This window comes from Diaphorobacter sp. LR2014-1 (genome assembly GCF_002916785.1).
GTDB classification, from domain to species: Bacteria; Pseudomonadota; Gammaproteobacteria; order Burkholderiales; family Burkholderiaceae_C; genus Diaphorobacter; species Diaphorobacter nitroreducens.
Window position 1 is genome coordinate 184,139 of the sequence record NZ_MTBE01000005.1, and the last position, 20,674, is coordinate 204,812.

The following is a 20,674-nucleotide window of genomic DNA, read 5'->3' on the forward strand; positions in this document are numbered from 1 at the left end:
TGAAAATTTTCCTGTCCAGTTAGATCAATTGAGTTGCAGGTCGATCCGGTTCAGCAGTTGGGACCAGCGGTTGGACTCGTCCGCTATAGCCTTTGCGAATTCAGTGCTGTGCGAACCGATGGGGTCCATTCCGTTGTCGGCCAGCACTCGCTTGACTTCTGGATCGTTGCGGAGCAAGAGTTGCATTTTTTCGCGCAGGAGATCCACGATCGGCTGTGGCGTGCCTTTAGGGGCAAAGGCTCCTACCCATACAAGGGCGTCTACGCCACTGACCCCAGCCTCGCGCAACGTGGGAACCTGGGGCATCAGCGCAGACCGTGTAGGCCCGGAGACAGCCAATACCTTGGCACGGCCGGCCTCCACCAGTGGCTTGGTGGACCCCACGCTGTCAAACCGCATCTCGATCTCTCCAGACAGGAGTGCCGTGGTCAACGCAGGAGTGCCCTTGTATGGAATGTGTGTGAGCTTGACCTGCCCCTGCTGCGCGAACTGCTCGCTCACGAGGTGAATGACACTGCCTTGTCCCACACTGCCGAAGTTGAGCGTGCCAGGCTTTGTTTTGGCTTGCGCAAGCAGATCGGAGACCGACTTGAAGGGCGACCCCGCAGCCACTGTCAATGCCAAGGGATAGCTGCTGAGCATGCTGATCGGCTCAAAGTCATTCACCGGATGGAATGGTCGCTTGGCCTGTAGCAGTGGCGCAATCACATGGCTGCTGTTGCTAGCGATGAGGATGGTGTAGCCGTCGGGTTTGGCACGCATGACGGCGGTTTCCCCGATGAGGCCGGTAGCGCCGACTCGGTTTTCCACCACGAACGGCTGCCCCAAAGCTGCTCCGAGCTTTTGAGCCAGCACACGCGCCATCAAATCAGTGGCGCCACCCGCTTGGAAGGGGGAAATGAAGGTCACGGGGCGCTGGGGGTAGCCGGATGCCGATGGCGCAGCGGCCAGCACCGATGGGCTGAGCGTCACGCCCAATAGGCCCCACAGAACCCGGCGGCGCAGCGTTGCTTGCGAAACCATTGTTTGTCTCCTTGAGTAAATCAAGGCCGGAGTATTCAAAGAGTTCTCAGGCCCAACAAGCGAGATTTCTCAAATCATGGTTTTGTCTTTTACAAACGCTTTGTAATTTTCCTTAATGGAGCCACACTTAGGATTTCACAGCAGCAAAGAGACAATGCGCTACGAACTAACCGATTTGAGAGTGTTCCATGCGATTTGCCAGGAGGGGAATGTGTCGCGTGGCGCTGCCCTATGCCATCTCTCCCCCTCGTCGGCCAGTCTCCGGATCAAGGCGCTCGAAGAGGCGTTGGGTACGGCGCTGTTTGTCCGCCACGCACGTGGCGTCGTACCCACCGCTGCCGGAGAAATCATGCTTGAGCATGTGCAGCGATGCGTGGCTGGTCTCGTTCAGATGGAGGCCGACCTGGCTCCCTTTGCCCAAGGCTTGAGCGGCCGGCTCACGGTGCTGGCGAACAACAATGTCCTGCACTCATTCCTGCCTCAGGATCTCGCTGCTTTTCTGGCCAGCTATCCCGACGTTCGCATTCATCTGCAAGAACGCATGGGCACAGACATCATTCCGGCTGTGGCCGAGGGACGGGCAGATGTGGGGATCGTGGCTGTGGATACCGACCATCCGCAGCTTTCTTTCTACCCCTACCGGGAAGATCATTTCGTCGTGCTGTTGCCGCGTCGCCATGCTTTTTCCCAGCACCGCTCGTTGCGCTTTTCCGATTGCCTGAATCACCCCTTCATCAGTCTTCAGACCGGGACTGCACTGCATACCTATCTGACCAATCAGGCCGCGCTACTTGGCGGCCGTCTTGACGTGCGCGTACAGGTAACAGGGTTTGGGGCGATTGCTGCACTCGTGGCCTCTGGAGCAGGACTGGCTATCCTGCCGCGCTCGGCAGTCACGCCCCAGGACGAAGAGCATACGGTGATCGCAGCACTGGATGAGCCGTGGGCTTTGCGCCAACACCGCGTCTGCGTCAAGCGCGACGCGCCGCGCCACTGGCTTCGCGAACAGTTCGTGGCGCAGCTGTGTCCCGACGCCCCGGCAGTGAGCTTGGCTCGGATTTGATGCGGCAGGGACAGGGGGCAGGCCCCGTCCTTACCCAGCTCAGCAGTTCTGCATGGAACCCTATGTATTGAGGCGATCCTTCACCAGCCGCTCTACCACCGCCGGATCGGCCAGCGTGCTGGTGTCGCCGAGTTGGTCGGGGGCATTCTCCGCAATCTTCCGCAGGATGCGCCGCATGATCTTGCCCGAGCGCGTCTTGGGCAGCGCTGGCGCCCATTGCAGGAAGTCAGGCGTGGCGATGGGTCCGATCACCTTGCGCACATGCGCCGTCAACTCCTTGCGCAGTTCGTCGCCGGGCGCCTCGCCAGCCACCAGCGTGACGTAGACGTAGATGCCCTGGCCTTTGAGGTCATGGTTGAAGCCGACCGCGGCAGCTTCGGCTACCTTGGGGTGCAGCACCAGCGCGCTCTCCAGTTCTGCGGTGCCGATGCGGTGGCCGCTGACATTGATGACGTCATCCACGCGGCCCGTGATCCAGTAATAGCCGTCCGCATCGCGGCGGCAGCCATCTCCGGTGAAGTACACGCCGGGATAGGCACTGAAGTAAGTGTCGATGAAGCGCTGATGGTCGCCAAAAACGGTGCGTGCCTGGCCAGGCCAGGAGTCGGTGATGACCAGATTGCCTTCGCCCGCGCCTTCGATGGGGTGGCCCTCCGCATCGACCAGCGCAGGTTGCACACCAAAGAATGGCTTGCTGGCCGAGCCGGGCTTGAGCGGCATGGCCCCCGGGATCGGCGCGATCATGAAGCCGCCCGTTTCGGTCTGCCACCAGGTATCGACGATGGGCAGTTTGCCGTTCCCGACCACTTCGTGGTACCAGCGCCAGGCTTCGGGATTGATGGGCTCTCCTACGGAGCCCAGCACTCTCAGCGACTGGCGCGAGGTCTTCTTCACCGGTTCATCGCCGTCTCGCATCAGCGCTCGGATGGCTGTCGGGGCCGTGTAGAAGATGGTGACCTGGTGCTTGTCCACCGCCTGCCAGAAACGCGAATTGTCCGGATAGCTCGGTACACCCTCGAAGATCAACGTCGTGGCACCGTTGGCCAGCGGGCCATAGATGATGTAGCTGTGCCCCGTGACCCAGCCAACATCCGCAGTGCACCAGAAAACATCGTCCTCGCGCAGATCGAATGCGGCCTCGTGGCTGTAGCTGGCATGGACCAGATAGCCGCCCGTGGTGTGCACCACGCCCTTGGGCTTGCCGGTGGAGCCCGAGGTGTAGAGGATGAACAGCGGATCTTCCGCATTCATGCGTTCGGGCTCGCACTGCGCTGGCTCATTGGCGGTGATTTCGTGCAGCCAGACATCGCGGTCTTGCTGCCAGGCCACCTCGCCCCCGGTATGCCGCAGAACGACCACCTTGCCCACGCTGTCGGTGCCCTCTTGCTGCAGGGCCGCATCCACGTTGGCCTTCAGGGGAACCCTGCGGCCCGCTCGCAATCCTTCATCGGCCGTGATGATGAGCTTGGCGCCGCTGTCGCGGATGCGGTCCGCCACCGAACTGGGCGAGAAGCCGCCGAACACCACGTTGTGGATGGCGCCGATGCGCGCGCAGGCCAGCAACGCCACGGCGGCATCCGGCACCATCGGCAGATAGACGGTCACGCGATCGCCCTTGCGCACACCGAGCCTGCGCAGTGCGTTGCCCAGCCGGCAGACCCGCTCATGCAGCTCGCGATAGCTGATCTTCTGTGCTGGCGTGTTCGGATCGTCCGGCTCCCACAGAATGGCGGTCTTGTCGCCGCGCGTGGCGAGGTGCCGATCCAGGCAATTGACGCTGGCATTGAGTTCGCCATCGGCAAACCAGCGGATACGGAAGTCGTCGGGCTTGAAACTGGTGTCCTTGATTTGCGTGGGTTCCCTGAACCATTGCAAACGCTTGGCGATGCGGCGCCAGAAAGTCTCGGGATCATTCACCGATTCCTGATACAGCCTGTCGTAGCCGTCCTGGTCGATGGTGTTGGGGCCGGCGAACCCGGCCGGTACGGGATACACGTCCTGTGTCATGGCTTGTCTCTCTTGTTGTTCTGAAGGTTTCCGCAAGAGTCCATAGGAAACACGGAAGGGATGGAGAGGCAGGCACTGCACGGCGTGGCGATGCAGTCCCTGCTCCTGTGTCGGCGATACCTGGCACTATTCACGCAAGTCGCGATTGCGTGTCTCCGGCAAGAGGAACGCACCAATGACGGCCGTCAGGCCCGCAAAGCCCACGGTGTACCAGAGGCCCCCGAAGATGTTGCCCGTGGCAATGACGACGGCCGTGGCGACGAAGGGCGCGAATCCACCGATCCATCCATTGCCCAACTGCAAGGCCAGCGAAACGCCGCTATACCGTATATGCACAGGGAACAATTCGACCAGCAAGGCGCCCAGCGGCCCGTAGACCATGGTTGCCAGGAAGACCAACGCGAACAGGACGGCAACCACCATCGGCCCATTGGGCTGCACCGGAGCTTTGGCTGCTGGCAGCCCCTGCTCCGTCAGCGCCGCCAGCAATCTGGCTTCGGTGGGGTCTTGCAGGTTTTCACCGTTGATCTGGATGCGCAGGGGCTCCGCGTCAGCCTTGACGGTATAGGGCACCGACTGTGCCGTCAGCAGCGCCTTGGTCCGCGTGCATGGCGTCGTTGCCTGCGGCTTGAACAACTGGCCGATAACCGACTGGTCTTCACGGCAATCGTTGCCGCTGATCGTCACCACGGTCTTGGCGCGGAACTCGGCAAGTGCCGGATTGCCATAGGTCGCCAGTGCCTGGAACAAGGGCATGAAGCACAGGGCGGAAAGCGCGCACCCCGTCAGCACGATCCACTTGCGCCCGATCTTGTCGGAGAGCCAGCCGAAGAACAGGAAGAACGGCGTGCCCAACGTGAGCGCGCTGAGCAGGTAGAGGTCCGCCTGTTCGTGCGTCATCTTGAGCGTCGTCGTCATGAAGTACAGGCTGTAGAAATGGCCCGTGTACCAAATGACTGCCTGGCCCGCGACGATGCCGAAGATGGCCACCAGCACGATGCGCAGGTTCTTGCCGTTGCCCAGCGTCTCGGCGATGGGGTTCTTGGACGTGCGCCCCTGCTTCTTCATCTCCTCGAAGACCGGCGACTCGTGCAGCTTCAGACGGATGTAGAGCGAGAGCAGCAACAGAGCGATCGAGCCGATGAACGGCAGGCGCCAGCCCCAGCTTGCGAATGCCTCTTCCGACATCGACGATTTGCACAGCACGATCACGATCAGGGAGATGAAGAGCCCGAGCGTGCCGGTGATCTGGATCCAACTGGTCGTGAAGCCCCGCTTGTTCGCAGCAGAGTGCTCGGCCACGTAGGTGACGGCGCCGCCGAACTCTCCGCCCACGGCCAGGCCTTGCAGCAGGCGCAAGATCACCAGCAGCGCCGGCGCAGTCCAGCCCACGGACGCATAGGTCGGCAGGAGGCCGATGCCCGCCGTGGCAAAGCCCATCACCAGCATCGTGATGAGAAAGGTCTTCTTGCGCCCGACCACATCGCCGAGACGGCCGAAGACGATGGCGCCGAAAGGACGCAGCACGAAGCCGGCACCGAAGGTCGCCAGCGCCGCGAGCAGGGCCGCGGTTTCGTTGCCCTTGGGGAAGAACAAGGTGCTGAAGAAGGCGGCGAGCGATCCGTAGATGAAAAAGTCATACCACTCGAACACGGTGCCGAGCGCTGCGGCGAAGACGACGCGCTTGGTGTCCTGTTGGTGGGCAGCGCCCGAGGGAGCAGTGGATGCCAGGGATGGGGTTTGCATGGTGGCCTCCCATCAGTTGGTTTGCCGGGCCAGGAAGTCGGCCAGCACGCGGTTGAACGCTTGGGGCTGCTCCAGCATCGGGAAATGTCCCGCGTCGGCGATGACCTCCAGCCGGCTGTTGGGGATGCCCTTTGCCAGCACCTCGGATTCGCACGGCGGTGTGATGATGTCTTCGTTGCCCACCAGGATCAGCGTGGGCACATGAATCTCGCCCAGCCGCGCGCGACTGTCGGTGGCGTTGAGCGACGCGATGGCCTGTCGCGCCACGAAGGCCGGGGTCTGGGCCACTTCCGCCTTGGCAAAGGCCAGCAGTTCCGCGCTCGTGGCGCTGCCGAAAGAGCGGTCGATGACGTTCTGGCTGGCGGTCACGACGCCCAGTTCCTCGATCGCCTTCAGCACGTTGTCCACGTTGACGTCTTCGCCCAGGCCGTGCGGCGTGGTATCGACCAGCACCAGCGCCCGCACGCGCTGCGGATGGGTCAGCGTGAAATGCTGGGCGATGGCTCCACCCATCGACAGGCCGACAAGAACGGCGTCCTTGATTTCCAACGCCTCATACACCTTGAGAACGTCATCGGCGAATGCCTCGATGGTGTAGGCACGTCCCTCGGGACGGGGCGAAACACCGTGTCCGGGCAGGTTGATGCGGATGACCCTGTGATTGGACGAGAACGGCTCGACCTGCTCACGCCAAAACTCGGAAGTCGTCGTGAAGCCATGAACGAACACCAGCGGTGTTCCCGTGCCCGAAACCCGGACCACGGTGTCTCCAATATTCATCGTATCGATGCGCGTCATTTGTCTCATCCTTTGGTTTGGTCTTTGTAAAGACTGAAGTGCCCCTTGGAAGGACAAGCCCAGCCCCGGTGAGCCCGGAAGTGTCCAGGCCCATGCTCTTTATGCAAACCTTGTGCCAGGCTCTTTGGTTGAGAGAAAAATCAAACCAACTCATTGTTTTTATTAGATAAATATCTCACGAACTGGGTTTCACAAGGGTGAAATGAGTGGGTGCCATCATGAATATGTCTCTTTTTAGAGTCTTCAAAATCTCTAATATGAGACACTTGCAATGGATGCCAGAGGTTTCTGCGGCGGCATCTCGCAAAGGAGACTTCCATGGCGCTTTCGGAACGGCTTCTCGATCCATTCGAGGAGGCAGAGTTTTTGAAACTGGTGCTCGACCACGTCTCGGACAGCCTGGTCGTTGTCGATACGACGGGCACCATCGTTCTCATCAACGAGCCGTACTGCCAAGTTCTAGGCGGCAGCCCTGAGGAGTTCGTCGGACGCCACATCGCCGACGTGATCGGCCCGGCCACCAAGCTGCACCTGGTGGCCCAGGGGAAGGAAACCCAGGTCGGCTACCCGCTGGAAGTGCGAGGGCACAAGCTGGTGACCAAGCAGGTTCCGGTAAGGCGCAATGGTGAAATCGTCGGCGCCGTCGGGTTTGCGCTGTTCTCCGACGTGAGCCTGCTCAAATCCACCTATGGGCGCGTGTTCAAGACGGAACTCTCGCTGCCCCAAGGCGGTAAACAGTGGCAATCCCGGTTCACGCTGGCGGATGTCATGGGCCACGGCGAACGCATGGATGCCTATCGCGCCTCGCTCGAACTGGTCGCGCAGTACGAATTGCCGGTGCTCGTTTCCGGCGAGACGGGTACGGGCAAGGAGTTGGCGGCGCATGTGATTCATGCCCTGTCAGACCGATCCACCGGCCCCTTCGTATGGGTCAACTGCGCCTCCATCCCCAGCGAACTGATCGAGGCCGAATTGTTTGGTTACGACGGCGGCGCATTCACGGGTGCTCGCCAGCGCGGCAAGCCGGGAAAGTTCGAGATGGCGACAGATGGTGTGCTGTTTCTGGACGAGATCGGCGACATGCCGCTGTCGCTCCAGGCCAGCCTGCTGCGGGTGCTCCAGACCAACGAGATCGTCCGCGTGGGGGGGACGACCCCGGTGACCATCAACGCGCGAATCATCTGCGCGACCCACCGGACGCTTGCGCAGCAGATCAAGGCTGGCCGCTTCCGTGAAGACCTCTATCACCGGCTGAACGTTTTGACGGTCGAAGTGCCCGCACTGCGCGAGCGCAGCGACATTGCAGCTCTTGCCGACCGTTTGCTGGAACGCATCGCCTCCCGGCTCGGCAAGCCCTGCCCGAAGCTGACGGCAGAAGACCGCCAGCGCCTGCTCCATCACCCGTGGCCGGGAAACGTCCGGGAACTGGAGAATGCACTGACGCGGCTGCTCGTGACCGGCAAACTGCTTCTTACCGAGGTGGAGCCGGTGCCGGAGCAAGCAGGCACCGAGGCTGGCGCTTCATTGAAGCGACGCATGCAGCATCTGGCCAAGGCGGAGATCCAGTCCGCACTGGCGCAAGCCAAGGGAAACAAGCGCCGGGCGGCAGAGCTGCTGGGAATCAGCCGGGCGCATCTGTACCGCATGATGGAGGCCCACGGCATCACGAACAGCTAGCCGCCCACGCTCCTAGGCTTTGGTCGGGCGCGATTGCAGTTCGAGCACGTTCCCTTCCGGGTCTGTCACATAGACCCAGGTCAGCCGCATCCCGGCCGCATTGGTGAGCGTGACGATTTCTCCGACAGGCTGTCCCCCGGCGGCCAGAACGGTCTCTCTAGCGGCGGCTACGTCATCCACGATGAACGCGATATGACCGAACCCCGGTCGATTCACTGCCACGCCGGGCCTTTCCTCAAGCACATTGAAGTTGAAAATCTCCAAGGTCGGGCCTTCCGCACCGTGGCCTGGCAAGCGAAGGTGGGCGCCGCGCAAATGGGCCCCCGGGATACCTGTCCCACGCTCCAGGTCGTGGCCCTTGAAGTCTCGCTCGGGCGGGACCGGAACGCAGCCGAAATGTTCTTCGTAGAACTTCGCCAAGCTGCGCCAGTCTTTTGCAATCAGGTTGGTGTGTCCGTATTTGACGCCAGAAATCATGGGTTCTCCCGTGGGTTGTGAAGGGTGAGGACACGAGGACCGAACCTGTGCTGTCCATTGATCTTTGGCCGCCGTCAGCGAGACTTCTCGGCCAGTACTTGAAGGTAGTGCTGCACCACGGCCGCGCCCGCGAGCGCTGTGATGTCGGCATGGTCATAGGGCGGAGCCACCTCAACGAGATCCATGCCACGCCAGTCAAGGTCACGCAGCATCCACAGGGTGAGCAGGGCATCGACGGAGGCCAGTCCACCAATGACGGGCGTACCCGTCCCTGGGGCAAAGGCCGGGTCGAGCGCGTCAATGTCGAATGACAGGTAGGCCGGAGCAGTTCCCACCCGCTCTCGAATCCGCCTGGCGATTCCTGCCGCGCCCAGTTCGCGCGCTTCATGGGCGTTGATGATCTCGATGCCGAAATCATTGGGCGCGATGGTACGGACACCAACTTGGATTGAACGGTGGGTGTCGATGGCCCCCTCTGCTTTGGCTCGCGTGACAAAGGCGCCATGCGACTGGCCCCCGCCGTCCTGCCAGGTGTCCTGATGGGCATCGAACTGCACCAAGGCCAATGGCCCGTGGATCTGCGCGTGGGCGCGCAGCAGCGGCAGAGCGATCGAATGGTCTCCGCCGAGCGTAATCAGATGGGTTCCTGTCGCGAGAATCTCGGCGGCCTGCGCCTGGATGAGTTCGGGTACGCGCTCAAGGTGGCGAAAGTCAAATGAGCAGTCGCCCCAATCCACGACGGCAAGCGTGTCGAATGGATCATGGCCAGAGGGGAACTGCGGGTCGCCATTGAAGATGGCCGAAGCCCGGCGCATGGCCTGCGGCCCAAAGCGCGCGCCCGGGCGATTGGAGGTTGCTGCATCGAAGGGTACCCCCCAGATTGCCACGTCCACCCCATTCAGATCACGGCTGAAGCGCCGTCTCATGAAGGACAGCGCACCGGAGTATGTCGGCTCGCGGGAGCCGCCATGCAGGTCGCCCAGGAAAGCGTTGTCTGTGGGCCGAGGGCGAATGCGGCTTTTTGATATGGACGAATCTGTCACGACGGCCTCCCTATGGCGTAAGGTCATTTCCCAATGAACGGGTATTTATTCAATGCTTGGAGCAAGTTGATGGCATCCTCTCGCTTCACGTCCATGAGGCGTACCGTAGCTGGCAATTTCACGCCTGCACGGGCTGTCGCATCTTCGATACCTTCCCAGTTGCGGGCATCAAGCGGAATGCTCGCGAGTTCATGCACCACGGCATCGAGGTTCCCCGTGCCCATGCCCTGTTCCCTGCAGTAAACGACGGCATTGATTAATGGAGTCGTCAATGGTCTGAGCTGGTCGGCGGTATAGAGCGCCGCGATCAGATTTGGTAAATCTGCATCCAAATCGCGCAGCACCTCGTATATCCGGCCAGAGCCTTTCAGCCCCTTGTGCTCCAACTCGACGGCCAGTACGGCCCCCAAGCTCGATACGCCGTGGATGACCAGGCCGCGATCCAGTGCCCGGGCCACCTCAGCCCTGGGCAGCCGCTGGTCGCAGTCCAAGATGCCGTCGATGATGACGACCAACGCCGGGGAGGTAATGGCATCAAGGTCGCCTTGGACAACCGGCCCTCGATAATCCGCATCGAGAATTTGCTTGGCTTCCACCGCTGCCAGGCTCAATCCCAGGAACACGATCGGTTTCACGTTGGTCGGCCGAAAAGCAGTCCTACTGCAAGAGTGGAACGCCCGTCTTTTCCTGGATCTCCTGGAAGGTCACCCCATCGGCCAGTTCGATGAGCTTCAGCCCCTGCGGCGTCACGTCCATCACGCCCAAGTCCGTGATGATCCGATCAACGACGCCGACTCCGGTGAGCGGAAGCGTGCATGTCGGCAGGATCTTCAGGTCGGTGGTCCCGTCCTTCGTCCGTGCCACATGCTCCATCAGCACGATGACCCGTTTCACGCCAGCCACCAGGTCCATGGCACCGCCCATGCCTTTCACCATCTTGCCCGGGATCATCCAGTTGGCAAGATCGCCTTCCTGGCTCACCTGCATGGCGCCCAGGATGGACACGTTGATTTTTCCTCCCCGGATCATGGCGAAACTCTGATCCGTGCCGAAAAAAGACGAGCCTGGAATGGTCGTTACGGTCTGCTTACCGGCATTGATCAAGTCCGCATCCACTTGGTCTTCCGTGGGAAAGGGGCCGATTCCCAGCAGGCCGTTTTCACTCTGCAGCCAGACTTCGATGTCGCTGGGCACATGGTTGGCCACCAGGGTGGGGATGCCGATGCCAAGATTGACATAAAAGCCATCCTGAAGCTCCTTGGCTGCCCGCGCAGCCATCTGATCCTTTGTCCATGCCATGTTCAATCTCCCGATTTCAGAGTCACCGTGCGGTGTTCAATGTGTTTGGTGGGGTCCGGGTTATGGACAATGCGGTGCACATAGATGCCCGGGAGATGCACATCGTCAGGAGCCAGCTCTCCGTTCTCGACGATCTTTTCCGCTTCGACAATGGTGATTTTTCCCGCCGTGGCGACAGCCGGATTGAAGCCGCGAGCGGTCATGCGAAAGCGCAGGTTTCCAGATTTGTCGGCGATATGCGCCTTCACCAAAGACACATCAGGGAAGAACGACTCCTCCATCACATAGGTCTCGCCATTGAACACACGTGTCTCTTTGCCTTCGGCCACTACCGTACCCACCCCTGTCCTCGTGAAGAATGCAGGGATGCCGGCGCCACCCGCACGCAGCTTTTCGGCCAAAGTACCCTGAGGGGTGAACTCCAGCTCCAGTTCACCGGCAAGGTACTGGCGCTCGAACTCCTTGTTCTCGCCAACATAGGAGGAATACATCTTCTTGATCTGGCGCGACAGCAATAACTTGCCAAGGCCGAGTCCGTTGACGCCCGCGTTGTTGGAAATCACGGAGAGGTTTTGTACGCCACTGTCGCGCAGCGCATCAATCAGCAGCTCCGGTACGCCGCATAGGCCGAAGCCGCCAACGGCCAATAGCTGGTTGTCGGCCACAACACCTCGAAGCGCCTCGGCGGCACTGGGGTATATCTTGTTCAAACTTGCCTCCTGGAAAAGAAACTGAACCCGCCCAACATCACGCTGGCTACAGGTTTTGGTGGGCAGCACTTGGCACCGCGTTGCGCGGGGATCAGCAAAAGACTACCGACGTATAAAGAGCACGGACCTGGAATCTGCCGGGACTTCTAGCCATACCGCCTGCAATTTCGGCCAAACCGTCATTGGTTGCCATCAATGGATGCCTGGCGGATCACCCCGCGCTTGAGAAGCAGCTCGATTTGCTGCTCCGACAAGCCTGCTTCATCCAACACCTCTCGGGTGTTTTGACCGATCTCCAGCGGCGGAGCAAGGCGGTAGTTGGCCGGCGTGCGGCTGAGCTTGATCGGCGAGGCCACGGAGCGGCAGCCATCTACTTCGGCCACCATGCCGCGGTGTGCCGTGTGCGGGTGGTTGAGCGCTTCGACCACGTTGTGGATCACGCCGCAGGGCACGCCCACCGAGACCAGCTTCTCGAACAGCGCCTGCGCCTCGAAGGTGCTGAAGGCCCTCTGCAGGTCCTGCTTGAGTTCGAAGCGGTGCACCGCGCGTTGCGCATTGGTGGCATAGCGCTCGTCTGTGGCGAGGTGCGCATGGCCCACGGCCTCGCACATGCGCTGGAACTGGCCGTTGTTGCCTACAGCCAGGTAAATCGGCTCGGTGGCAGTGGCATAGGTGTCGTAGGGCGCGATGTTGGGATGCCCATTGCCCGAGCGCTGCGGCGCCCGCCCGGTGAACAAGGTGTTGATCGTGTGCGGGAACAGCGCGAAGAGCGCACTATCGAACAAAGCCGATTCCACCGACTGTCCTTTCCCACTGCGTTCGCGCTCATGCAGTGCCATCAGAATGCCAATGGCAGCGTTGAGCCCGGTGGTCACGTCCACGATGGGAACGCCCACACGTGTGGGCACGCCCTCGGGGTCTCCATTGATGCTCATCAGGCCGCTCAGCGCCTGCACTGCCGCGTCGTAGCCCGGCAGCCCACCCAGCGGGCCGGTGGCACCGAAACCCGTCACACGGCAATGGATCAGGCGCGGAAAGCGCTCGCGCAGCACCTCGTCGTAGCCCATGCCCCAGCGCTCCAGCGTGCCGATTTTGAAATTCTCGATCAGCACGTCGGCGTCCTGCAGCAGGCGCATCACCACGTCACGCCCTTCGGGCTCGGACACGTCCACGCACACAGTACGCTTATTGCGGTTGGCAGCAGCAAAGTACGAGGCCATGCCTGCATCGTTGAATGGAGGCCCCCACGTGCGCGTTTCGTCGCCTGCGGGTCCTTCAACCTTGACGACATCGGCTCCGTGGTCTCCCAGGATCTGCCCACACAACGGCCCAGCCAGAACCCGAGATAAATCCACCACCTTCACGCCATCCAATGACGCCATAACAGTCTTCCTTTCTAACGCGAATCCAGTTTGGAAAGTCCTCCTATGTGTCAAGACACCCGCAGCAGCGGCTGCAGGTTGCACGCCAAGCAAGGGGAGCAATCCGTTCTGACAAGGCTAGTCATTGAAAGGCTGCATCAGCCGGAAATGTGAGGCTTCATTGCGCCATTTGTGCTGTAAATTCGGCCAACCAGCACGACTTCATGGAAGGAAATTTGTCTTTCTGTGGCCTGGGCATTGGAAGATATCTATGCTCATTTCCTTGAGGTGCCCGGTCCGCTTCAATTGCATGCCCTTGAACTACTCACAAGCAAGATCGCAGGAGCGAAAGCGCTCACGATAGGCTGTAGGTGACAAGCCAAGGCGGTTGCGGAAGTTTCGTTGCAAAGCTCCGATGTGATCAAAACCACAGCGTTGTGCGATCTCCTTGATGGAGAGATCTGAATCCTCCAACCAGCTTCGAACCGCATCAATACGTGCGTTATTGAGAAAGGCCATCGGACTCGCCCCAGTCTCCTGAATGAATCGGCGTGAAAGACTTCTTTCACTCATGTGTACCTGTTGCGCAATCGATTTCAGAGTGTGGGCTTGGTCAAGGTGACTGAGCAAGTGGTGCTGAACTACCTCCACCTTCGAGCCAGTCGAGGCTTGACTACATAGCAGTGGACTGAACTGCGACTGCCCCCCTCCACGTCGTAAGTAGACCACTAGGTACCTGGCGACTTCCAATGCCAAGGCTTTTCCGAAGTCCTCTTCTATCAAAACGAGCGAAAGATCAATGCCAGCAGTTACGCCTGCGGTAGTGTAGATTTTCCGATCTTTTATAAATAGCCGGTCAGCGTTGACTTTTACGCGAGGAAAGCGGCGAGCCAATTCTGCAGCATCCTTCCAATGTGTGCTTGCTGAATGCTCATTCAGCAAGCCAGCTGCTCCTAAGGCAAAGGCCCCATTGCAAATCGAAACTATGCGTCGGCACTCGCGACTTTGCTTGCGTAACCAACTCAGTAGTGTGGAATCTTGAATCGCATCAAATACGCCTGCACCGCCGGGGACGATTAACGTATCCAAGCATGGGCTGGGATCAAAAATAGTGCGATCAGCCAGCATCGACATACCACTAGAGGAGTTAATGCTGCCACGCGTTGTACCAATGGTGCAAATGTCATAGCGCCATAAACCATTACTTTGCTGTGCAACTTCATCAAACGCGTCGCGCGGCCCTGCAATGTCGAGCAACTGAAATCCTGGAAACAATACGATCCCCAATGCAATGCGTCGGGGCTCGTCCTTGCCTGTAGCGTTCAGGACTGGATGGCCGGTTTTCATCAACTGATCAGAGGTGTGGTGAAGGGGTATCCCTTATCGATTATTTACATCAGCCGATCAAACGCGTTCGGCATCTCAGCCGCCCGTTCAATGACTTGGCCGGCAACGAGCAGGCGCCGCTCGCGAAAGCTGCCTGCCACCAATTGAACGCCAGAAGGGAGTCCCTGAGCCAAGCCTGTAGGGATGCTCAGTGAGGGTAAGCCCAGTACCGCCAACGTAAGCAGAGGGCTTTGAGCAGCCATCAACCGCTGCATTGAGTCGTCACCCGAGAGATCGGCGTCCCAAGGTAGGGGCTCCAAGCACGAGGTAGGCATCAGCAGCAATGGATACTGATTCAGAAGGAGATTCCATTGACGGCGAAGAGCGTCACGTCGTGCATGAGCTCCGAGATAGGCCGCGAGATCCACTGAAGGACTTACAGCAATCATCCCTTGCACCGAGCGCTCAAAACGTTCGCAACTCGCTGCTTTCAGCATAGCCATCATGTGCTGGCGAAACTCTGTAACGACCAAGCTTTGCCAGAGTTCCGTGCCCTCTGTGAAGCCATCGAGTTGTACCTTCTCGACCATGTAGCCAGCGTTGGACAGCCAGTCCGCACTGAAGCGCAGTGCATCGCGGACTGCTGGTGCCAGGGGGCAATCGGGAATATTTTCCACCAAGCCCACACGGACGAATTGAGTGTCGTCGGCATAGTCCAAATGAGCATCGATCCACATGGGATCGTTCATATCAGGCGCACACATGGCCAACAACCCGAGTTCGAGATCGGCCACCGAGCGGGCCATAGGGCCTTGTGCCGAAATGGCCTGTAAACCAAAGTGCCGCAGACCGGTGGTGGGATGGTATGCGGGAATGCGCCCCGGCGTTGGCCTCAGGCCTGCGACTCCGTTGACGTAGGCAGGATATCGGATGGACCCCCCTATGTCCGTTCCATGCGCCAGAGGGCACATGCCTGAAGCCAAGGCGGCGCCGGCACCTCCACTCGAACCGCCCGGCCCGATATCATCACTCCATGGATTGAGGGTGCGCCCATGCAGAGGATTTTCGGTAAACCAGCGAAAATTGAAAGGCGGTGTATTAGTGCGTCCAGTGAAGACCGCACCGGCTGCACGCAGATTGCTCACGACCGAACTGTCGTCGGGTGCGATGCGATCCTTGAAAGCAGACACACCGTTAGTAGTAGCCTCACCCCTGACATCGACGTTGAGTTTGATGGTAACCGGCACTCCATTGAGTACCCCTGTCGGCATCCCCTTGGCCACGGCAGTATCGGCAGCGCGAGCTGCATCTAGCGCAGCCTCGGTATCGAGATGGACAATGGCATTGATCCGACCGTTGACAGCCGCTATCCGTTCGAGAATGCTTTGCGTCGCTTCAACGCTCGAAAGGGCGCCGTCAGCGATTTTCCTGGCAATATCAACCGCGCTCCAACGCCAAGGTTCCGCGGGCAGTTGTGCGACGGGACATTCAGGCGAAGACAGTTGGAGCGAACGGAGCGTCGTATGAAAAGACTCTTGAATCAATGAAGCCTCACTCGGCAGAGATATTGTTTTCCCTGATCACTCGCTGGTATAGCACTGCCTTTTCCTGCAGGTCGCGACGCAATTGATCTGCGCTCCAATCAGAGCTTGAAAAGCCGAAAGTACTGTATCGTTTTTGAATATCTGCTTGCACGACTGCTTCGCGAAGATCTGCGTTAATGCGATCTCGAACGGCAGCCGGAAGCCCCTTGGGTGCCATGAGAACAACGCCTCCTTCAAGCACGTAGTTTTCGAGGCCGGGGGTTTCGTTGACGGTCGGGAGATCAGGAAAGGCAGGCAGGCGCTTTGCCGTAGTGACAGCCAGATAGCGCGCTTTTCCACTTTGGTAAACGAATTGAGTTGAGGCGGCGCCACCAAATGCCCAATCGGTTTCGCGAGTACTCACGCCTGTATAAAGTTGTGGCATCTCCTTGTAGGGTACATGCAGCATAGTTACCTTGGCCTGCTCCCCCAGGAGGACCGTATGAAGGTGCGCTGATGTTCCCACCCCCCAGGTGCCGTACGTCAACTTCCCGGGAGAACGCCGTGCGTCGGCCAGCATTTCGGCGAGAGTCTTCCATGGGGCATCCTTGGAAACCACCACCATCAATGGTGTGGTGTAGAGAACGCCAACTGGCTCGAAAGTATCAAGAACCTTGAAACTGCGCGTCTTGTAGAGATGCGGCAAGGCATTCAGTGAAATAGCCTCATGTAGCATCAAGGTGTGACCATCCGCACTTGTGTTGCGTACCGCGTTAATAGCAAGGTAGCCGGCGCCTCCAGGCCGGTTGTCAATGACCACAGGCTGCTTCCACTTGGCCGATAGTTTCTCTCCCACAGCTCGCATCATTGCATCAGGGCCAGTGCCTGCAGAGAAGGATGTGATGATCGTTACGGCTTTGCGGGGAAAGGCTTCGGTTGCGTTGGTTGAAAGAGGATGCAAGCCAATAGCGACTGTGCTTACGAGTGCGGCAAAAGATAGGCGATGTGAAATTTTCATGACCAAGAAGAGTAGTCTCAAGGGTTTTCAAAAAATGAGGACATCAACATAGGCTTGAATTCTTTTTATGATTTTCTGCCTACTGCACCTCCTGCTGAGAGATTACAAACCTATACCGTTCGAGACGCGGCCGCTCGCCAGTTGCCAACATCCGTTGGCAAGATTGGCCGCAGTTTTGGCTGGATGTGAATCTTCATCCGAATTCGGCCACCTGATAGGCCACGATGAATGCGATAAAGTGCTACAGGTTTACTGATCCTCCCTAGTCAGAATCAATGGAGTTCTATTTGGTGAGCACTGTCTACACCTCCACCTTCACATTTGCCAAGCGTGAGTTCGATGACGACTTCCATGCGCTGGACAGCAGCATTGCCCAGCTCGCCAGGTCCATTCCCGGATACATCGGCGAAGAAGCCTGGGAGAACCAAGACTCCGGGCTCATCTCCAACGTGTACTACTGGGAAAGCATGGAGGCGCTGCGCACCCTCATCGACCACCCGGTGCACCAGGAAGCCAAGCGCAAACAAGCCCAGTGGCTCGACGGCTATCAGGTCATCATTGCTCAGGTGATGCACACCTATGGCGATGGCGGCATTGCACACCCGCTGGGTCAGCGGCAGGCCTCGCGACCTTGACGCATCACCGTCTCAGCCGCGCAAGGTGCTGGTGGCCGTGCTGTGCAGTACGGTGCTGATGTTCTGCAAGGTATCGGAGCGAACGGCGGCATGCTGCCAATACAGGGGCACGTCCAACCACCGATCCGGAGCGATAAGGGCCACACGGCCGGCCTTGAGTGCAGGTTGCACCAGCGATTCAGGCGCAAGGCACCAGCCCAGCCCGAGGGTTGCCGCCTCAACGAAGCCGGTGGGCGTCGGCAGGTAGTGGATGGGGGGCGCCAGCCGGGCGCGGGTGATCCGGCGCACGAAGCGCCATTGCAACTCGTCCTTGCGGTCGAAGACGATCATTGGCGCCTGAGCCAGCGATGCGGCGTTCACGCCCGCCTGAAAGTACCGCGCCGCGAACTCCGGCGAGGCGATGGCCTGGTAGCGCATCGCCCCTAGCGCCAGAACCTCGCAGCCCTGCACCGGCGCTGCTTCACCCGTCACTGCACCTAGCACCGAGCCGTCGCGCAGCAGCCTGAGCGTGTGATCCTGGTCATCCACGCGCACGTCGAACAGATGTAAGCGTCCGGCAAACCCAGGCCTACCGAGGCCGGTGATCAGGCGTCGGCGGGTTTCCAGCGGTGTGGCAGGAGCTCGACGATGCGGCTGGCCTTGTGCGTGGGCAGTCGCGTGAGCACGTCCTTGAGGTAGGCATACGGGTCGTGCCCGTTCATACGGGCCGACTGGATCAGGCTCATGACGGCGGCCGCTCGCTGGCCCGCACGCAGGCTGCCGGCAAACAGCCAGTTGTTACGACCGATGGCAATGGGCCGGATCTGGTTCTCGATCCAGTTGTTGTCGACCGGCAGTTGTCCGTCATCCACGAATCGGGTCAGCGCATCCCAGCGCCGCAGGCTGTAGTCCAGCGCCTTGGCGGTTGCTGATCCGTCGGGCACCTGGCGCCGTTGCAGCGTCATCCACTCGTTAAGAGCGTCCAGGATCGGCCGGGTCTGCTGCTGCCGAACGGCTTGCCGTTGCTCGGTGTCCAGCTCTTTGACGTCCCGCTCGATCTCATAGACCCGGGCGAACTGCTGCAGGGCGAACTCGGCGATCTGGCTCTGGTTGGCCGCGTGCAGGTCGAAGAACTTGCGCCGGGCATGGGCCAGACAGCCCACCTCGGTCACGCCGCTGGCGATCAAGGCCTTGTAGCCGCTGAAGTCGTCGCAGGTCAGGCAGCCCTTCCAGGCCTTGTCGGTGCCGTGGCCCAGGAAGCGCCGGGCGTGTTCGCCCGAGCGGGATTCGCAGAAGTCGTAGACCACAGCCTTGATGCTCTCGAAGGCCCCCGGCGCATAGGCCCAGAGGTAGGCGCGGTGCGTCTTGCCATCGCCGGGCTTGAGCATGGCCACCGGCGTCTCATCGGCGTGTAGCACCCGGTGGCTGAGGATCTCGGTCTTCAGGGCATCGACCAGCGGCTGCAGCCGCACCCCGCAGGTGCCCACCCACTGCGCCAGGGTCGAGCGAGGGATGGCCAGGCCAGCGCGGCCGAAGATCGCCTCCTGCCGGTACAGCGGCAGGTGATCGGCGTACTTGCCCACCAGCACCTGGGCCAGCAGGCCGGTGGTGGGGATACCTTTGTCGATGACGTGCGCCTCGACCGGCGCTTGTTGAATGGTCTCGCACCGGGCGCAGGCCCACTTGCCGCGGATGTGGCGCTCGACACTGAAGACGCCGGGCACATAGTCCAGCTTCTCGGCCACGTCCTCGCCCACGCGTTTCATCTGGCAGCCACACGCGCACGTGGTGGACGTGGGTTCGTGGCGGATCTCGCGGCGTGGCAGGTGCGCCGGCAAGGGCATCCGCTTGGCCTGTCTCTTCTCGGGGGTGGCCGGTGCTTGCGTCTGCGCCAGCGCGTCGATCTCGCTGGCCACGGCCGCCAGGTCCGCTTCGATCTCGTCGTCGAGCAGGCTCTTCTGCTCAGGGCTGAAGCGCTCTGATTGGGCGGCGAACTTCATGCGCTTCAAGAGCGCGTTCTCGTGCGTGAGCTTGTCGATGAGGGTCTGCTTGAAGGCAAGCTCCTGGTCCTTGGCAGCAGCGGCTTGCAGCATGGACAGCAGCGCCGAGCGCAATTGCTCGGGACTCAGACTATCCAGGGATTGCGGCTCTACGACCATGGGCATGACTGTGCCAGCGCCGGTAACGCCACGCCATTGGCACATGCACCGATTGGCAGGCCGCATGTCAGCGATCAGATTCAGAGCACGGTGATGAGGCCACCATCGCCCAGGCGCTGCCAAGGCAACCCGAGCACCAGAGCGTCGAACTGCGAGCGGCTGAGCGTGGTGGTCAACGCACCGTCACGCGGCCAGACGAACTTGCCGCTGTTCAGGCGCCGCGCCGCCAGCCACACCCCAATGCCGTCGTGCACCAACACCTTCATGCGGCTGGCTCTCCGGTTGGCAAACAGGTAGGCGTGATGCGGACGCGCAGCACCGAAGACGGCCACCACACGGGCCAGCGCGGTGTCTGTGCCGGCACGCATGTCCAGCGGCTCGGTAGCCAGCCACAGGGCGTCGATGCGGATCACTTGAGCAGGTCCCGCATCCAGGCCGCGCAGTGCTCGGCCGCGCAGACCGGCCAGGTCAGCGAGATGCTGGTAGCGCCACGGCGCAACTCGATGCGGATGTCTGGGGCCGGCGCACAGCTGGGCGCAGGCAGCGTCACCGGCACGAAGGTGGGAACTTGCATATCTGTGCTGGGGGCATGGGCCAGTCGGCGCCATTTGTGCACGACGTTGGCGTTGATGCCGTGCGAGAGCGCCACGCTGGCCACCGATGCACCGGGCTGGGCGCACTCGGCCAGGATCTGCTGCTTGAGCTCGGCGCTGTGGCGCCGACGGGTCTTGTTCTGGGCTTCGGTCATGGTGTCCACCTATCTGGTTTGGTGGACACCATCGTTGCCGCTTACGCCGCCGCCCTCAAGGGTGGGATGACCGTGCGCTTAC

20 protein-coding genes are annotated in these 20,674 nt (G+C 60.5%); 3 read left to right on the forward strand and 17 right to left on the reverse strand.

The window, feature by feature from the left end; translation table 11 throughout:
- Positions 1–24 precede the first annotated feature (24 nt).
- Entirely contained in the window at positions 25–1,023 is a 999-nt protein-coding gene (locus BV908_RS06840; RefSeq protein WP_103737622.1) for a tripartite tricarboxylate transporter substrate binding protein, read from the reverse strand.
- A gap of 154 nt (positions 1,024–1,177) precedes the next feature.
- Between BV908_RS06840 and BV908_RS06845 the strand changes: the two genes are divergently transcribed.
- Positions 1,178–2,086: a LysR family transcriptional regulator gene (locus tag BV908_RS06845; RefSeq protein WP_103737623.1), complete on the forward strand. Its 909-nt coding sequence runs from the start codon at positions 1,178–1,180 to the stop codon at positions 2,084–2,086.
- Positions 2,087–2,146: 60 nt separating this feature from the next.
- Here the strand turns inward: BV908_RS06845 and acs are convergent, their stop codons facing one another.
- The 3 genes from acs to BV908_RS06860 form a co-directional block, all read right to left on the reverse strand.
- Complete coding sequence (gene acs, locus BV908_RS06850) at positions 2,147–4,093, reverse strand: acetate--CoA ligase (RefSeq protein WP_103737624.1); 1,947 nt, start codon at positions 4,091–4,093, stop codon at positions 2,147–2,149.
- Between the two features lie 126 nt (positions 4,094–4,219).
- Positions 4,220–5,839: an MFS transporter gene (locus BV908_RS06855; RefSeq protein WP_103737625.1), complete on the reverse strand. Its 1,620-nt coding sequence runs from the start codon at positions 5,837–5,839 to the stop codon at positions 4,220–4,222.
- 12 nt (positions 5,840–5,851) lie between these two features.
- The gene (locus BV908_RS06860; RefSeq protein WP_103737626.1) at positions 5,852–6,637 is read right to left on the reverse strand and encodes an alpha/beta fold hydrolase; all 786 of its coding nucleotides are present in this window, start codon (positions 6,635–6,637) and stop codon (positions 5,852–5,854) included.
- A gap of 318 nt (positions 6,638–6,955) precedes the next feature.
- Between BV908_RS06860 and BV908_RS06865 the strand changes: the two genes are divergently transcribed.
- Positions 6,956–8,314, forward strand: coding sequence for a sigma 54-interacting transcriptional regulator (locus tag BV908_RS06865; RefSeq protein ID WP_103737627.1), 1,359 nt, complete (start codon positions 6,956–6,958; stop codon positions 8,312–8,314).
- A gap of 12 nt (positions 8,315–8,326) precedes the next feature.
- Here the strand turns inward: BV908_RS06865 and BV908_RS06870 are convergent, their stop codons facing one another.
- The 9 genes from BV908_RS06870 to BV908_RS06910 form a co-directional block, all read right to left on the reverse strand.
- Positions 8,327–8,791: a VOC family protein gene (locus BV908_RS06870; RefSeq protein WP_103737628.1), complete on the reverse strand. Its 465-nt coding sequence runs from the start codon at positions 8,789–8,791 to the stop codon at positions 8,327–8,329.
- A gap of 74 nt (positions 8,792–8,865) precedes the next feature.
- Complete coding sequence (gene speB, locus BV908_RS06875) at positions 8,866–9,804, reverse strand: agmatinase (protein ID WP_246867466.1); 939 nt, start codon at positions 9,802–9,804, stop codon at positions 8,866–8,868.
- A gap of 53 nt (positions 9,805–9,857) precedes the next feature.
- Positions 9,858–10,469, reverse strand: a complete 612-nt coding sequence (locus BV908_RS06880; protein WP_103737630.1) for a TfuA-like protein — start codon at positions 10,467–10,469, stop codon at positions 9,858–9,860.
- Between the two features lie 22 nt (positions 10,470–10,491).
- Positions 10,492–11,133, reverse strand: coding sequence for a CoA transferase subunit B (locus BV908_RS06885; protein WP_103737631.1), 642 nt, complete (start codon positions 11,131–11,133; stop codon positions 10,492–10,494).
- Positions 11,134–11,135: 2 nt separating this feature from the next.
- The gene (locus BV908_RS06890) at positions 11,136–11,843 is read right to left on the reverse strand and encodes a CoA transferase subunit A (RefSeq protein ID WP_103737632.1); all 708 of its coding nucleotides are present in this window, start codon (positions 11,841–11,843) and stop codon (positions 11,136–11,138) included.
- Between the two features lie 179 nt (positions 11,844–12,022).
- Positions 12,023–13,225, reverse strand: coding sequence for a CaiB/BaiF CoA-transferase family protein (locus BV908_RS06895; RefSeq protein ID WP_103737633.1), 1,203 nt, complete (start codon positions 13,223–13,225; stop codon positions 12,023–12,025).
- Positions 13,226–13,525: 300 nt separating this feature from the next.
- On the reverse strand, positions 13,526–14,551 hold the full coding sequence (locus BV908_RS06900) for a GlxA family transcriptional regulator (protein ID WP_103737634.1): 1,026 nt from the start codon (positions 14,549–14,551) through the stop codon (positions 13,526–13,528).
- Positions 14,552–14,595: 44 nt separating this feature from the next.
- Positions 14,596–16,074 (reverse strand): amidase, encoded by a 1,479-nt coding sequence (locus BV908_RS06905; protein WP_246867462.1) that lies wholly within the window; start codon positions 16,072–16,074, stop codon positions 14,596–14,598.
- Positions 16,075–16,081: 7 nt separating this feature from the next.
- The gene (locus BV908_RS06910) at positions 16,082–17,071 is read right to left on the reverse strand and encodes a tripartite tricarboxylate transporter substrate binding protein (RefSeq protein ID WP_146052203.1); all 990 of its coding nucleotides are present in this window, start codon (positions 17,069–17,071) and stop codon (positions 16,082–16,084) included.
- A 290-nt stretch (positions 17,072–17,361) separates the two neighbouring features.
- Between BV908_RS06910 and BV908_RS06915 the strand changes: the two genes are divergently transcribed.
- Complete coding sequence (locus BV908_RS06915; RefSeq protein WP_246867463.1) at positions 17,362–17,706, forward strand: antibiotic biosynthesis monooxygenase; 345 nt, start codon at positions 17,362–17,364, stop codon at positions 17,704–17,706.
- Between the two features lie 12 nt (positions 17,707–17,718).
- On the opposite strand, the gene BV908_RS06920 is transcribed toward BV908_RS06915, so the two are convergent.
- The 4 genes from BV908_RS06920 to BV908_RS06935 form a co-directional block, all read right to left on the reverse strand.
- A complete protein-coding gene (locus BV908_RS06920) occupies positions 17,719–18,240 on the reverse strand; it encodes an ArgP/LysG family DNA-binding transcriptional regulator (protein ID WP_281631026.1) in 522 nt (173 codons plus the stop codon).
- Positions 18,241–18,290: 50 nt separating this feature from the next.
- Entirely contained in the window at positions 18,291–19,844 is a 1,554-nt protein-coding gene (locus BV908_RS06925; RefSeq protein ID WP_015913892.1) for an IS66 family transposase, read from the reverse strand.
- An 80-nt stretch (positions 19,845–19,924) separates the two neighbouring features.
- Positions 19,925–20,257 carry an IS66 family insertion sequence element accessory protein TnpB gene (tnpB, locus tag BV908_RS06930; protein WP_015912732.1) on the reverse strand — a complete coding sequence of 111 codons (333 nt, stop codon included), beginning with the start codon at positions 20,255–20,257 and terminating at the stop codon, positions 19,925–19,927.
- A complete protein-coding gene (locus tag BV908_RS06935) occupies positions 20,254–20,592 on the reverse strand; it encodes a transposase (RefSeq protein WP_015912731.1) in 339 nt (112 codons plus the stop codon). Before BV908_RS06935 ends, tnpB begins: the two co-directional genes overlap by 4 nt.
- Positions 20,593–20,674 lie beyond the last annotated feature (82 nt).